Here is a 14,207-nt window from a genome sequence, read left to right as displayed (position 1 = left end):
CTGTCGTCTCCTTCAGGCTTTAAGCCGCGTAGGTCTTCTTGATCTCGTCAAGAGCCGACTTGAGCTGGGCCCGGGTGTCGTCGCTCAGCGCCTTCTCGGTGGCGATGGTCGACAGGATGGACGAATATTTCGAGCGCATGGCGCTGAGCACCGTCTTCTCGAAATCGCTGACCTTGGAAACCGGGATACTGTCCAGATAGCCATTGGCGCCGGCAAAGATCACAGCCACCTGCTCTTCGGTCTTGAGAGGCGAAAACTGCGGCTGCTTGAGCAGCTCGGTCAGGCGCGCACCGCGGTTGAGCAGACGCTGCGTTGCAGCATCAAGGTCAGAGCCGAACTGGGCGAAAGCCGCCATTTCGCGGTACTGCGACAGCTCGCCCTTGAGCGAACCGGCCACCTGCTTCATCGCCTTGATCTGGGCTGAGGAGCCCACGCGGCTCACCGACAGACCCACGTTCACGGCCGGGCGGATGCCCTGGAAGAAGAGGTTGGTCTCAAGGAAGATCTGGCCATCGGTGATCGAGATCACATTGGTCGGAATATAGGCCGACACGTCGTTCGCCTGGGTCTCGATAACCGGCAGGGCGGTGAGCGAACCAAGACCGTGGTCTTCGTTCATCTTGGCGGCGCGCTCGAGGAGGCGGCTGTGTAGATAGAACACGTCGCCCGGATAGGCCTCGCGGCCCGGCGGACGGCGCAGCAGCAGCGAGAGCTGGCGATAGGCAACCGCCTGCTTGGTCAGATCGTCATAGGCGATCACGGCATGCTTGCCATTGTCGCGGAACCACTCGCCGATGGCGCAGCCGGTGAAGGGCGCGATGTACTGGAGCGGCGCGGCTTCCGAAGCAGTCGCGGCGATCACCACTGAATACTGCAAGGCACCGGCTTCTTCGAGCTGCTTCACGAACTGGGCGACGGTCGAGCGCTTCTGCCCAACAGCGACGTAGATGCAGTAGAGCTTGTCTGTGTCCGAAGCATCGGCGTCATGCGCCGGCTTCTGGTTGAGGAAGGTATCGAGAATAATGGCGGACTTGCCGGTCTGCCGATCGCCAATGATCAGCTCGCGCTGGCCGCGGCCGATCGGGATCAGCGCATCGATGGCCTTGAGGCCGGTCGACATCGGCTCATGCACCGACTTGCGCGGCAGGATGCCTGGAGCCTTGACGTCGACGCGGCGACGCTCGGTGTGCTCAATCGGGCCCTTGCCATCGATCGGGTTACCCAGGCCATCGACCACGCGGCCGAGCAGGCCCGGACCAACGGGAGTATCAACGATGGCGCCGGTCCGCTTGACCACGTCGCCTTCCTTGATGGCGCGGTCATTGCCGAAGATCACGACGCCGACATTGTCGGTTTCAAGGTTCAGCGCCATGCCCCGGACGCCGCCGGGGAACTCGACCAGTTCGCCGGCCTGCACATTGTCGAGACCATAGACGCGGGCAATACCGTCACCGACGGAGAGCACCTGACCAACTTCGGAAACCTGGGCTTCCTGGCCGAAATTCTTGATCTGGTCCTTGAGGATCGCAGAAATTTCCGCGGCTTTGATGTCCATTATCCGACCTCTTTCATGGCGATCTTCATCGCAGCGAGTTTTGTCTTGAGGGATGAGTCGATCATCTGGCTGCCGACCTTCACCTGAAGGCCACCGATCAGCGAGGGATCAACGAACTGGTTGAGCGTCACGGTCTTGCCCAGCTTGGCCTTGAGCGTCTCGGCCAGCGACTTGGCCTGCGCATCGGTCAGGGGGGCAGCCGACGTGACGTCGGCCGTCGCTTCGCCGCGGGCTGTAGCGGCCAGCTCGCGGAACACGGCAATAATGGTATCGAGCGCAAACAGGCGCCCGTTCTTGGCCACCAGGCGCAGGAAATTGGCCAGCAGCGTATTGACCTTGGCCTTGTTCAGGATCGCCTCGAGGGCGGACGCCTTGACGTCGCCCGAGATGACCGGGGAGCGGAGATAGCGCGAAAAATCGTCGCTTTCACCGATCAGCCGGGAGATGTCGGAGAGCCCGGTTTCCACCTGGGCCAATTGGTTCTCGCCCTGGGCAAGATCGAACAGCGCGGACGCATATGGCCGCGCGATCTGGGTAAGCACTGAATTCTGCGCTGCCAATGCCGCTTCACCCTCTTTTGTCCGGCCCTTCATTGATTCCATTGAACGGAACCCGGGCGGGTTATGAACGCTTGGACGTGCTCGGAAACGGGCCGCGAGCCGGACCCCTCGTAAGTCGCGCTCGCTCTAGCACATGGCTTGCGCGGCTTGCAAGGCTTGGGGGTGTGATTCAAATGGGGCGAAAGTGTCGCATGTCGAGCCGACCCCTTGGAGCAATCTGTCCAGTGGACAGATTCGAGGTGAGGCGGCCATGAGAGCTGAGCGCCAATGCTTGGAACCGGCCCTCCTGCTAACTTCACTGGCTTCACATGAAGCTCATCGGATCGATGTCTACTTGCACCTTGAGGTCGCCCTTGGGCTTCTCAGCGCTCCCGAGCCAGAAGCGCATATAGCCCGAGAGGTCGAAATCCTTGCCCGACTGGGCCAGCAGCCTTACGCGATGGCGCCCCCGGATCATCGCGATGGGTGCATCGGCTGGCCCGAACAGCCGCACCCCCTCGGCCATGGGCGCCGCCGAGAGCAGTAGCCTTGCATGGGCCATGGCGGACTGCTGGCTATTGGCGGAGATGATCAGAGCTGCCAGCCGGCCGAAAGGCGGCATGCCCCCCGCCTCGCGTGCCAGCAGTTCCTGCGCATAGAAAGCCTCCCGGTCACCGCTGACCATGGCCTTCATCACCGGGTGGTCAGGGTGGTAGGTCTGGAGAAACGCCTTGCCGTGCCGTGATGCACGGCCGGCGCGGCCCGCCACCTGCGTCAAGATCTGGAAGGTCTTTTCCGCCGCGCGCGGATCGCCATGCGCCAGCCCCAGATCGGCATCGAGCACACCCACCACCGAGAGCTTTTCGAAATGGTGTCCCTTGGATACCAGCTGGGTACCGATGATGAGATCATAATCCCCCCGCTCTATCTCGCTGAAACGCTCGCGCAATTGGGCATGGCTGCCCATGTCGGTGGAGAGCAGCACCCGTCGCGCGTCAGGGAAGCGTGCCGCAGCCTCCTCGGCCACCCGCTCGACCCCTGGCCCGACTGCCACCAGGCTCTCTGTATCCCCGCATTCACCACATACCTTGGGCGTCCGCATCTTATGCCCGCAATGGTGGCACATGAGCACGCCGCGAAAGCGATGCTCCACCATCCAGGTCGAGCAATCCGGGCATTGATACTGATGCCCGCAGGACCGGCATAATGTCAGCGGCGCATAGCCCCGGCGGTTGAGGAACAAGAGCGCCTGTTCACCCCGGTCGAGTGCCGCGAACACTTCGCGAGCCAGGGCCGGGGCGATCCACTCTCCCTTTTCCGGTCCGTCCATGCGCATGTCGATGGCGGTGACATCAGGCATGGCCGCCTCTGCGAAGCGGCTTTCCAGCGTCACATGCGCATAGCGTCCGGCATTGGCGTTGTTGCGCGACTCAACCGAGGGCGTTGCCGAGGACAGCACCACCCGCGCCTGCGCCAGATTGGCCCGCACAACAGCCATGTCGCGGGCGTGATAGGTAAAGCCATCGGACTGCTTGTAGGCCCCGTCATGCTCCTCATCGAGCACCATCAGTCCAAGCTCGCGAAACGGCAGGAACAACGAAGAACGCGCGCCCACCACCGCCCGTACAGTGCCATCGAGCACGCCGCGCCAGACCTTCGACCTTTGCACCGGCGTCATGTCCGAATGCCACTCGGCCGGTCGCGTGCCGAAGCGGCGGGTAAAGCGGTCGATAAACGTATTGGTCAACGCGATCTCGGGCAAAAGCACCAGCGCCTGCCGCCCGGCCCTCAGCGTATCGGCCACCGCCTCGAAGAACACCTCGGTCTTGCCACCCCCGGTCACCCCATCGAGCAGCGCCACCCCGAAGGCATGAGCATCCAGCGCCAGGATCTGGTCGAGTGCCTTCTGCTGCTCTGGATTGAGCCTTGCCGGATTGTCATCCGGGTCCGGCGGCATCACCACGGGCGGCGGCGCCATTTCGAGCTTTTCCAGTGCGCCTGCCCGCTCGAGTCCATCGATGACCGAAATCGAGACGCCACTGGCCCCGATCAGCGCCGGCCTTGGCCAAGCCATGTCGTCCATCAGGCAATCGAGCACCCGCAGCCGGGCCGGCGTCAGTTTTTCCGGCTCCTGTCCCGTGCGGCGATAGGCAATGACCGGCTTTGGCGCATCGAGCGCCTCGGGCGAGCGCAGCACGCCACGCAGCACCTGGCCCGGTGCGGTCAGCGTATAGCGCGCCACCCATTCCACCGTTCTGAGCAGTTCTTCCGACAGCGGCGGCACATCATAGACATGGGCGATGTCGCGCAACCTGTTGTGGGCGATCATGTCCTTGGGCGGCCCCCAGACCACGCCCAGAATCAGCCGCGGCCCCAGCGGCACCGCCACGATAGAGCCGCGCTCCACGCTTGTCCCTTCGGGCACGCGATAGCTATAGGGACCCTCGACGGCCACCCCCACCATTACCGCCACGATGTCAGGACGTTCGATCATCTATGCCTGTTCTGCTCGCATTCACACGCTGCCATTGCAAGCGATTCTGCCAATAGGCTGCTGACATAAGCCGTCATGTTGTTCTTCTAATGTTCTCAGGCTCGCTTGCAAAGAGGAGGATGCTATGGCCGACAGAAATCATCTTGAGGCGCAACCCAGCCTGGCCGGAATTACTGGCCAGGCCAGCCTTCATGAATGGCTGATCGGGCTCACCCACATCCGTCGGCGACCGCAGCCTGTGCCACTCCGGCTTTACGCCGACCTGGGCCTGGCGCCGCCGCATGAACGACACTGGGTCAGGTGAGGCTGGTGGTGGATTGCTAACCGGATCAGCCTAGACTGCCCTCATGACTGACAGCGCCTTTGCCACCGATGAGTTTGTCCGCGCCCGCATCGAGGCCTGGCTGCGCGAACTGGGTTCAGTTCGCCGCCTCGCCCCCAGGACGCTCGAGGCCTATGGCCGTGACCTCGGCCAGTTCATGGGCTTTCTTGCCTCCCATTTGGGTGGGCCGGTCTCGCTGCAATTTCTCAAGGATCTGCGCGGCGCCGACATCCGCGCCTTCATGGCCCAGCGCCGCAGCGAAAGCCTTGGCTCGCGCTCGCTGGCCCGGGTGCTCTCGGCGCTGAAGAGCTTTTTCGGCTTTCTCGAACGCGAGGGGACCCTGGCCACCGAGGCGCTCAATGTCATTCGCACCCCGAAAATCCCGCGCTCCCTGCCCAAGGCGCTGTCGGTGGTAGAGGCCAGGCGCACCATCGACACCACTAATGAACTCGAAGACCGTCCCTGGGTCGCGGCCCGCGACATGGCGGTAATTTCGCTCTGCTATGGTGCGGGTCTGCGTATTTCCGAAGCCTTGTCCCTGACCAAGGCCGATCTCGAGACTGATACGCTCCGGGTCACCGGCAAGGGCGGCAAGGTACGCATGGTGCCCCTGATTGCCGTGGTCCGGCAGGCCATCGATACCTATCTTGGCCTCGCCCCCTTCAAGCTCTGGCCCGAAGATCCCCTGTTTCGCGGTGTGCGCGGCGGCGTGCTGTCGCCCCGCCTCATCCAGTTGCGCATGGCCCAGCTGCGCGGTGCCCTGGGCCTGCCGCCCTCGGCCACCCCGCACGCGCTCAGGCACTCCTTTGCCACCCACCTCCTGGGCAAGGGGGGCGACCTGCGCGCCATCCAGGAATTGCTGGGCCATGCCAGCCTCTCGAGCACCCAGATCTATACCGCCGTCGATACCGAAAGGCTGCTTGAAAGCTATTCCAAAGCCCATCCGCGCGGCTGACGGACGGCCCCTGGAAATGGACGATTTCGCACGATCGCGGCTTTGAATGCGCCGCGCCCGGGCCTAAAGCTCGTGCGAAGGATCTACCTGATGACCCCATCCAATCCGGTAACGACACCCCCTACGATCGATATCATCGGCTATGGCCTTGCCTTTTTCGGCGCCGCGCTGTTTTCCACCAAGGGTATCTTCATCAAGCTCGCCTTTGCCGAAGGCGTCTCCACCGAGGCGACGCTGGCCCTGCGCATGCTGGTGGCCGTCCCGGTCTATCTGGTGATCCTTGCCTCGTTGCTGCGCCGCAATTCCAGGCTACTGCCCTTGCTGACGCCGCCTCGCCTCCTTGCCACCATGGCTGTGGGAGTGCTGGGCTATTATGTCTCGAGCTATCTCGATTTTTCCGGGCTCGCCTTCGTCTCTGCGCAATATGAGCGACTGGTGCTTTTCACCTATCCGTTCTTCGTGCTCCTGTTCGGCGCCTGGTTTTTCGGCGACCGCATGAACTGGAACCTGGTACCCGCCATGATGCTCAGCTATGGGGGCCTCTTGGTTATCTTCACCTGGAACCTGAGCGTGCGCCCCGAGGGTCTGCTCGTCGGCACTATTCTGGTGCTTGGCTCAGCCATCACCTTCGCCTTCTACCAGCACCTGGCGCGGCGGCAGATGCTCATCCTGGGCTCGGCACTGTTTACCTGCATCGGCATGTCCACCGCCGCGATCCTGGCTATCGGGCAGAGCCTGGTGATCGATGGCCCCCAGACCTATGCCAGCTATAGCCCCTATGTGTGGTATCTTGGCCTGATGCTGGGTGTCTTCGGCACGGTGCTGCCCTCCTTCCTGCTCAATGCCGGCATTGCCCGCATCGGCGCCCGCGCCACCTCTTCGACCGCCTCTTTCGGTCCCGTCATCACTATCGTACTGGCCGTGGTGATCCTGGGCGAGGATTTTACGCTGTTCCATGCCTTCGGCACCGCCATGGTGCTGTTCGGGTCATGGATCTTCGCCCGGCGCGAAACGCGCAATCGGGCCGAAGAAGCATAGCTTTCCCACTTCTGGCCGCCACAAAGCCGCTATAGGATGGGACCATGTGGGCGACACAATGGTTGAGGGAGAACGACCGATGCGTGCAATCAACATGCGCCTGGGCGCAACCGGCCTGGCATTGCTTCTTGTGACCGGGATTGCGGCTCCGGCCTGGGCACAGGACAGCAGCACCGGGATCGATTTTGGCGACGACACGTCGGAATGGGCCAATGACGGCGAATGCGACGACATGCGTTTTGCCGGCACCGGGATGGCGGAGGAACTGGAGGACGCCGACGTCGCCCGCGACGCCACCGATTGCCAATCGCTGTTCGAAGCCGGCTCCATCACCCTGGCGGAGCCCGATGAGGGCGACGACCAGGCGACCGCGCCTGTGACCGCTCGACCGGCAGATATTGATTTCGGCGACGACACCTCCAGCTGGGCCAATGATGGGGAATGTGACGACCCGCGCTTTGCCGGCGCCAGCATGGCCATCGAACTCGAGGATGTGGACATCGCCCGCGACGCCACCGATTGCCGCACCGCCTATGAGGCCGGCTCCATCACCCTGATTGGCGACAACGACCCCACCACCACGGCCGATATCGACTTCGGCGACGATACCTCGGAATGGGCCAAGGACCAGGAATGCGACGATCCCCGCTTTGCCGGTTCGGCCATGGCCAGCGAGTTGGACAACGTCAATATCATGCGTGACGCCTCTGACTGCCGCCAGGCCTATGAGGACGGCACCATCACCCTGGCCAGGGATGCGCCGGACGAACCGCCGATGACGCCGGTCTCCGGCTCAGTAATCGAAGCCCTGGCTGCCCGCATTAACTTCGGTGACGACAGCGGCACCTGGCCCAATGACAATGAATGCGACGATCCCGACTTTTTCGGCCCGGGTGTGGTTCCTGAATCCGCAGAAAGCGAACGCCAGAAAGATGCCAGTGACTGCCGCGCGGCCTTTCTGGCTGGTACAGCCAGCTTGAAGTCGGGCGTAGCCGAACCCTCCATCAATTTCGGCGACGATACCTCGGAATGGGCGAACGACGGGGAATGTGATGATCTGCGCTTTGCAGGCGAGACAATGGGTAAGAGGCTCGACCAGATTGATATCGCCAGAGATGCCACCGACTGTCGATGGGCGTATGATGCAGGCATGATCATGCTGCGCTAAACTCTGGAGGGGCCAGGCTATCCGCTCACGCAGGGATTGCTTTGGCCCCTGCCATCGGGCGTCATTTGTTTGCCTTTTCCGCTTCCTTTTCGGCCTTCTCGATTATCTCTTCCGCTTCCTTCGCCGCCTTTTCGGTCTCTTTTTCGGCTTCTTCGGCAGCCTTCTCGGCTTCTTTCTCCGCCTTTTCGGCTTCCTTCTCAGCTTCCTTCACAACCTTTTCGGCTTCCTTCTCAGCTTCCTTCACAACCTTTTCGGCCTCTTTTCCAGCTTTCTCGGCTGCCTTTTCCGCTTCCTTAGCAGCTTTCTCCGTATCCTTTTCCGCTTCCTTAGCAGCTTTCTCCGTATCCTTTTCCGCTTCCTTGGCAGCTTTCTCAGCGTCCTTCTGAACGTTCGCGGCGGCCTTGGCAGCGTCCCCGGTCGCCTTTTCCGCTTCCTTGGCAGCCTTTTCGGCCTGTTTCACAAGGTCTCGAACATCTTTGAAATCGCCTGACTTTGTTAGACGCTCAACCTCGGCGGGACTGATGGCATTGCTCAGCACGGCCTCCCGGGCCGGCGCCGGAACCGCATGTCCTTCGATAAGATAGACGGTGCGGTCCGCCCCCGGGCCTGACACTGCTACAGGGCGCGATTGGCTCGCCTCGGCAGTTTGTCCCGGTGTCACATCAACCACGGTCTCATGCCCGGAATCCTGAACCTGAACGACCCCTTCTCGAACATCCACCCGCGCCTGACCATTGCTGTAGATCACTGTGAACTGGGTGCCCTTGACCACGGCCGCCAATACCGGCGTTTGTACCGAGAAGTGCTGCACATTGCGGCGTTCGGCCTGGATCGTCACAGCCCCGTGCCGCTGCAGGACGCTCGTCATCTTGCGCCCGGCCTCATCGCGAATTTCAACTTCAGTCGAAGCCGCCAAGGATATCGATTCTTGTCCGCGAACTAATTCGACCTGACCTCCGGGACCGGTCCGCACCTTCTCCCCATTGTCCACACTGTCGCCACGCTGAAGCGGCACCCACTGTCCCCGTTCGAACAATTGCACCTCACCGCGCAGGCGAGACGCCACCCATTCCTGGGCAACAACGCTGCCGGACGCCATGCACACAAGCATAACGGCAAGTAGAATTCTGAACATTCTGTTCCTCCATATGCGGCTAGTTTCGCACGCATCAATGGAGCGCTTTACTCCTTGCCAACTTCCTTCTCGACAGGAGGCGTGCGTTCACACCGCCTGCAATGGTTAAGTCATTATTGGAAAAGAACTGCCCATTTTGGTCGGCATGGCCGGTAGCGGGCGCAGCAATTACGCCGCCTTACGTTCCACCATCATCTTCTTGATCTGGGCAATGGCCTTGGCCGGGTTCAGCCCCTTGGGGCACACCTTGGCGCAGTTCATGATGGTGTGGCAGCGATAGAGCTTGAACGGGTCTTCGAGATTATCAAGTCGCTCGGACTGGGTCTCGTCGCGGCTGTCGATCAGCCAGCGATAGGCCTGCAGTAGCGCCGCCGGTCCCAGATATTTCTCGCCATTCCACCAATAGGACGGGCATGAGGTCGAGCAGCAGGCGCACAGAATACATTCATAGAGCCCGTCGAGCTTGGCGCGGCTTTCCACCGACTGCGTCCATTCCTTTTGCGGCGTGGGCGAGGTGGTCTTGAGCCATGGCTCGATGGCGCGGTGCTGGGCGTAAAAATTGGAAAGGTCCGGCACCAGGTCCTTGACCACCGGCATATGCGGCAGCGGGTAGATCTTGATCGGCCCCGAACTGTCGTCCATGCCCTTGGTACAGGCCAGCGTATTGAGCCCGTTGATATTCATCGAGCACGAGCCGCAAATGCCCTCGCGGCAGGAGCGCCGGAGCGTCAGGGTCGGGTCGGTATTGTTCTTGATGTAAAGCAGGGCATCGAGGATCATCGGCCCGCAATTGTCGAGATCGACAAAATAGGTGTCGATGCGCGGATTGTCGGTACTGTCCGGATCATAGCGATAGACGTGGAACTCGCGCAGGCGGGTCGCGCCTTCCGGCTTGGGCCAGGTCTTGCCCTTTTGCGGCTGATCGGCCTTGCGCAATGTCAGTTCGGCCATTTTTCGCACTTTCCTTCTCAACATCGGGGCCACGGACCCCAAGGCAATTTCGTCGTGTCGCCGGTTCAGTAATTCGGCTTGCAGATCTGGTTCGATTTGAACAAGTAGCTGTTATAGGCGTCGCCCTGGCCAGGTTCGGTCGCGCCGCCCTTCATGGCTTTGATCACCACAGTCATGAACCGCTCGTCGATCAGCGTCATGGCCGCGTCGGCCTTGCACCCGCAAAGCTCGGTGTTCTGCGAAATGTCGACACAGACCCTGTAGAACTCATCCTTTTGCGCGCCGGTCGGCGGAGCCGCCAGCACCGGCGTCAGGCCCAACAGCAGCATCGGCAAGATCAGTAATGACTTTCCCATCTTTGGCTCCTTGATCGGGGCGGCTCTTGTGCGCCCTCGGCTTGTCCGCCTCGGCCGGAGCACAGGGCCTCGGCCGAAAGGTATCGTAGCTGCGCTCCTCGCAGAGATGGCACATGCCAGGGCCTTAGTAGACGCGCGCCTTGGGCGCGATCTTTTTGAGATCAATTCCGCCCTGGTCCTGCGGCGTCAGCGGATCGATGATGACCGGACGATAGCTCAGGCTCACCCCGCCAGTGTCGACATCGACGGTCGCCAGCGTGTGCTTGCGCCATTCAATGTCATCGCGATTGGGAAAATCCTCATGGGCATGGGCGCCTCGGCTTTCGTGCCGCGCCTCCGCCGACACCACCGTGGCGATGGCGCAGGTCATGAGGTTTTCGAGCTCGAGGGTTTCTACCAGGTCCGAATTCCAGATCCGCGAGCGGTCGGTGACCTTGACGTCGGGCAGGCGCTTGTAGATTTCGCTCATCGCCGCAACGCCGTTCTTGAGCGAGGCATCGGTGCGGAACACGGCGGCGTCGGCCTGCATGGTCTGCTGCATCTCGTCGCGCAGCTTTGCCGTCGGCTGGGAGCCATTGGCGTGACGCAGGCGATCGAAGCGGGCGAGGATCTTCTCGTCCTCAGCGGCATTGATGCCGGGCACTGGCGCCGCCTTGTCCAGCACCTTGCCGGCCCGCAGCGCCGCGGCGCGGCCAAACACCACAAGGTCGGTCAGCGAGTTCGAGCCCAGGCGATTGGCGCCATGCACCGAGGCGCAGGCGGCCTCGCCCACGGCCATCAGGCCCGGCACGATGCGATTGGGATCCTCGGCGGTCGGGTTGAGCACCTCGCCATGATAATTGGCCGGGATGCCGCCCATATTGTAGTGCACCGTTGGCAGCACCGGGATCGGCTCGCGGGTCAGATCGACGCCGGCAAAGATCTTTGCCGATTCGGTAATGCCCGGCAGGCGCTCATGCAGCACCTTGGGGTCGAGGTGATCGAGGTGGAGATAGATGTGGTCCTTCTTGGGACCCACGCCCCGGCCTTCGCGGATTTCGAGCGTCATGCAGCGCGAAACGACGTCGCGCGAGGCCAGGTCCTTGGCGTTGGGCGCATAGCGCTCCATGAAGCGCTCGCCTTCCGAATTGGTGAGATAGCCGCCCTCGCCGCGTGCGCCCTCGGTGATCAGCACGCCCGCGCCATAGATGCCGGTGGGGTGGAACTGCACGAATTCCATATCCTGCAACGGCAGGCCGGCGCGCGCCACCATGCCATTGCCGTCGCCGGTGCAGGTATGGGCCGAGGTCGCCGAGAAGTAGGAGCGGCCATAGCCGCCCGTCGCCAGCACTACCATCTTGGCGCGGAAGCGGTGCAGCGTGCCATCATCGAGCTTCCAGGCGATCACGCCCTGGCATTCGCCATTCTCGCCCATGATCAGGTCGAGGGCGAAATATTCGATATAGAATTGCGCGTTATTCCTGAGGCTCTGCCCGTAAAGCGTGTGCAGGATGGCGTGGCCGGTGCGGTCGGCGGCGGCACAGGTGCGCTGCACCGGCGGACCATCGCCAAACTCGGTCATGTGGCCGCCAAAGGGGCGCTGGTAGATCTTGCCCTCATTGGTACGGCTGAACGGCACGCCGTAATGTTCCAGCTCATAGATCGCCGCCGGCGCCTCGCGCGCCAGATATTCCATGGCGTCATTGTCGCCCAGCCAGTCCGACCCCTTGACGGTGTCGTACATATGCCACTGCCAGCTGTCCGGCCCCATGTTCTGCAGCGAGGCCGCGATGCCGCCCTGTGCCGCCACGGTATGGCTGCGGGTCGGGAACACCTTGGTGATGCAGGCGGTGTTGAACCCCTGTTCTGCCATGCCCAGCGTCGCGCGCAGCCCCGCGCCGCCCGCGCCAACCACCACCACGTCGAATTCGTGGTCGATCAGTTCGTAACTAGCCATGAGATCAACCCCAGAAGACGATTTTGAGCACTGCGCCGATACCGGCCAGGGCCACAAGCAGACAGAAGAACGTGTTGAGCAGCATGGCCAGGCGATAAACCGAACCGTGGAGATAATCCTCCAGGGTTTCGCGCATGCCATTGCGCATGTGGATCGCGACGATGCCGATCAGCACCGCGAATGGCAGGCCGATCCAGTATTGGCCGATCACGGCGACCATGTCGGCGCGATCCTGCCCGGCCAGCCGCACCACGATGAACAGCAGGAAACCGAGGAACACGATGTTGATCGCGCCGGTGATACGCTGGGTGAGGAAATGGCGCGTCGAGGCTTTCGCATCCCCGTAATGGCTTTTGGGATCGGCAATGATGTCCTTGGTGATCACGGTGTCGCGCATGTCAGGCCATCCACACAAAGAGGGTCCAGATCAGGATTGTGATGACCACCGAGGCGGCCAGATTGGCCCAGGCAAGCGCCTCGCGCTGGCCCGGCTCCATCATCACGGCAAAATCCCAGATGAAGTGCCGGAGCCCGCCAAGCATGTGGTGCACAAGGCTCCAGGTGAAGCCGAACAGCACGAACTGGCCGAACCAGCTGCCATAGATGTAATTGATGGCGGTGAGCGCCTCCTGGCCGCTGGCGGCAGCCACCATCCAGATCGCCAGGAGAGCCATGCCGCCATAATTGGCGATGCCGGTGGCGCGGTGGAAAATGGACATCGCCATGGTGACGGTCCAGCGATAGATTTGCAGATGCGGGGATGTGGGGCGAGCTCTGACCGACATGGGGCGTATCCGGGGCCTTTCCTGATGCGGCGTGATGCCACGTCTAGTTTGGAATGGTTCGAGTCTTTAGCGCCCAATGGTTACGAAATCAAAGCCCCCAACCCGGTCTGGGACCCAACTTTCGGCGCATTCCGCACTTTGTTCGTATAGCGCACAGACTGTTCGACGTCCGCCGGTTCTTGGCTGACGACGTCAGGGCCGCGTGCGCCTTCTGGTGGAACCAACTTCACGCCAGCGTGAACTCGCCATTTAACTGCTGTTCAGCTTTCGCCACCCGCCCATGCCGCCTCGGGGCCTTCCGGCGGACGACGCAACGGGCTATGTCGCCCGAGATCAAAGAGGAGACCGGGATGAGCCCCAGGGTGACCATTGTTTCGACCAAGACCCTGGCGGAGAACTGGGGCCGGCTGACAAGCACCACAATCGACTATCGCCGCCGCGATGGCGCGGTGCAGCGCTTGGCGCGCGAAGTCTATGACCATGGCAATGCCGCCGCCATGCTGTTGCACGACCCGGCACGCGACACCGTGCTGCTGGTGCGTCAGTTCCGCTACCCGCCCATGCTCAATGGCGATCACCCCGACCTGCTCGAAGTCTGCGCCGGCCTGCTCGACGACGATGTGCCCGAAATTGCGGCCGCACGCGAGGCGCTTGAAGAGACCGGACACGAACCCCGCGACGTCCGTCATGTGTGCGACGCTTACATGAGCCCCGGCTCAGTGACCGAGAAGGTCAGCCTCTATATCGGCACCTATGACCAGGCGACCCTGCGCCATGCCGGCGGCGGGCTGGTTGAGGAGGGTGAGGAGATCGAGCTGGTCGAACTCGGCTTTGCCGAGGCTCTGGCCATGACGCGCGACGGCCGCATCATGGATGCGAAGACGATCGTCCTGCTCCAGCACCTGGCGCTGCGGCAAGAGCCTCTCGCCATTCGCCATTCGCCATAGGCCTCATGGCCTCATGGCCTCATGGC

14 protein-coding genes are annotated in these 14,207 nt (G+C 62.2%); 5 read left to right on the top strand and 9 right to left on the bottom strand.

Going from position 1 to position 14,207, the window contains the following annotated elements:
* Positions 1-19: 19 nt before the first annotated feature.
* The 3 genes from atpA to ACXYMS_RS17205 all read right to left on the bottom strand — a co-directional run bounded on the left by atpA (position 20) and on the right by ACXYMS_RS17205 (position 4,588).
* Entirely contained in the window at positions 20-1,555 is a 1,536-nt protein-coding gene (atpA, locus tag ACXYMS_RS17215; protein WP_458908067.1) for a F0F1 ATP synthase subunit alpha, read from the bottom strand.
* Positions 1,555-2,157 (bottom strand): F0F1 ATP synthase subunit delta, encoded by a 603-nt coding sequence (locus ACXYMS_RS17210; RefSeq protein ID WP_458908065.1) that lies wholly within the window; start codon positions 2,155-2,157, stop codon positions 1,555-1,557. The genes atpA and ACXYMS_RS17210 overlap by 1 nt, the downstream gene beginning before the upstream one ends.
* A gap of 262 nt (positions 2,158-2,419) precedes the next feature.
* Entirely contained in the window at positions 2,420-4,588 is a 2,169-nt protein-coding gene (locus tag ACXYMS_RS17205; RefSeq protein ID WP_458908063.1) for a primosomal protein N', read from the bottom strand.
* 124 nt (positions 4,589-4,712) lie between these two features.
* On the opposite strand from ACXYMS_RS17205, the gene ACXYMS_RS17200 reads away from it, so the two are divergent.
* The 4 genes from ACXYMS_RS17200 (at position 4,713) to ACXYMS_RS17185 (ending at position 8,071) form a co-directional block, all read left to right on the top strand.
* Positions 4,713-4,892, top strand: a complete 180-nt coding sequence (locus ACXYMS_RS17200) for a hypothetical protein (RefSeq protein WP_458908062.1) — start codon at positions 4,713-4,715, stop codon at positions 4,890-4,892.
* Between the two features lie 43 nt (positions 4,893-4,935).
* On the top strand, positions 4,936-5,865 hold the full coding sequence (locus ACXYMS_RS17195; RefSeq protein ID WP_458908060.1) for a tyrosine recombinase XerC: 930 nt from the start codon (positions 4,936-4,938) through the stop codon (positions 5,863-5,865).
* 90 nt (positions 5,866-5,955) lie between these two features.
* Complete coding sequence (locus ACXYMS_RS17190; protein WP_458908058.1) at positions 5,956-6,903, top strand: DMT family transporter; 948 nt, start codon at positions 5,956-5,958, stop codon at positions 6,901-6,903.
* A 79-nt stretch (positions 6,904-6,982) separates the two neighbouring features.
* Positions 6,983-8,071, top strand: coding sequence for a hypothetical protein (locus ACXYMS_RS17185; protein ID WP_458908057.1), 1,089 nt, complete (start codon positions 6,983-6,985; stop codon positions 8,069-8,071).
* A 61-nt stretch (positions 8,072-8,132) separates the two neighbouring features.
* Here ACXYMS_RS17185 and ACXYMS_RS17180 read toward each other — a convergent pair whose 3' ends face one another.
* The 6 genes from ACXYMS_RS17180 to sdhC form a co-directional block, all read right to left on the bottom strand.
* Complete coding sequence (locus tag ACXYMS_RS17180) at positions 8,133-9,206, bottom strand: FecR domain-containing protein (RefSeq protein WP_458908056.1); 1,074 nt, start codon at positions 9,204-9,206, stop codon at positions 8,133-8,135.
* Positions 9,207-9,374: 168 nt separating this feature from the next.
* The gene (locus ACXYMS_RS17175) at positions 9,375-10,157 is read right to left on the bottom strand and encodes a succinate dehydrogenase iron-sulfur subunit (RefSeq protein ID WP_458908055.1); all 783 of its coding nucleotides are present in this window, start codon (positions 10,155-10,157) and stop codon (positions 9,375-9,377) included.
* 65 nt (positions 10,158-10,222) lie between these two features.
* A complete protein-coding gene (locus tag ACXYMS_RS17170; protein ID WP_458908054.1) occupies positions 10,223-10,513 on the bottom strand; it encodes a hypothetical protein in 291 nt (96 codons plus the stop codon).
* 124 nt (positions 10,514-10,637) lie between these two features.
* Positions 10,638-12,449, bottom strand: a complete 1,812-nt coding sequence (gene sdhA / locus ACXYMS_RS17165; protein WP_458908052.1) for a succinate dehydrogenase flavoprotein subunit — start codon at positions 12,447-12,449, stop codon at positions 10,638-10,640.
* 4 nt (positions 12,450-12,453) lie between these two features.
* Positions 12,454-12,846, bottom strand: a complete 393-nt coding sequence (gene sdhD, locus ACXYMS_RS17160) for a succinate dehydrogenase, hydrophobic membrane anchor protein (RefSeq protein WP_458908051.1) — start codon at positions 12,844-12,846, stop codon at positions 12,454-12,456.
* 1 nt (position 12,847) lies between these two features.
* Positions 12,848-13,234, bottom strand: coding sequence for a succinate dehydrogenase, cytochrome b556 subunit (gene sdhC / locus ACXYMS_RS17155; RefSeq protein ID WP_458908050.1), 387 nt, complete (start codon positions 13,232-13,234; stop codon positions 12,848-12,850).
* Between the two features lie 350 nt (positions 13,235-13,584).
* On the opposite strand from sdhC, the gene ACXYMS_RS17150 reads away from it, so the two are divergent.
* Complete coding sequence (locus ACXYMS_RS17150; RefSeq protein ID WP_458908049.1) at positions 13,585-14,181, top strand: NUDIX domain-containing protein; 597 nt, start codon at positions 13,585-13,587, stop codon at positions 14,179-14,181.
* The last annotated feature ends 26 nt before the right edge of the window (positions 14,182-14,207 follow it).

The organism is Devosia sp. CAU 1758 (assembly GCF_054482695.1).
Note: the sequence above shows the minus strand (reverse complement) of the source record. Positions and strands in the feature narration are given on the sequence as shown.